The following is a 452-nucleotide window of genomic DNA, read 5'->3' on the forward strand; positions in this document are numbered from 1 at the left end:
CAGTTGCAAGCAATGGCATGCTGTTTAGCTTCAACCCAGCGCATGAAGAAGCACAGCGCATTAAGACGCAGGACGATGACGTTCAATGGTATCAAATAGCTCTTCTTTACTAAATGGTTTGGTCAAGTACTCATCTGAGCCGACGATACGACCGCGCGCTTTATCAAACAAGCCATCTTTTGATGACAGCATAATCACGGGCGTGGCAGCAAAATCTGCGTTGTTTTTGATTAGTGAACAAGTCTGATAACCGTCGAGGCGTGGCATCATGATATCGACAAAAATCAAATCTGGGTTGGTATCCGCAATTTTTGCCAACGCATCAAAGCCATCAACGGCAGTAGTCACCTCACAGCCTGCTTTGGCAAGTAACGTCTCTGCGGTACGACGAATGGTTTTTGAATCGTCAATAATCATGACTTTTAGGCCTTCAAAATTTGCATCCATAATAT

Annotated in this window: 1 protein-coding gene; it reads right to left on the minus strand. The window is 44.5% G+C overall.

The window, feature by feature from the left end; genetic code table 11:
* Positions 1 to 60 precede the first annotated feature (60 nt).
* Positions 61 to 452 (minus strand): response regulator (locus tag J1781_RS00335; protein ID WP_456239069.1); only part of this gene is annotated, 392 nt, incomplete at its 5' end.

Source organism: Rahnella perminowiae, assembly GCF_019049695.1.
GTDB lineage: Bacteria > Pseudomonadota > Gammaproteobacteria > Enterobacterales > Enterobacteriaceae > Rahnella > Rahnella perminowiae.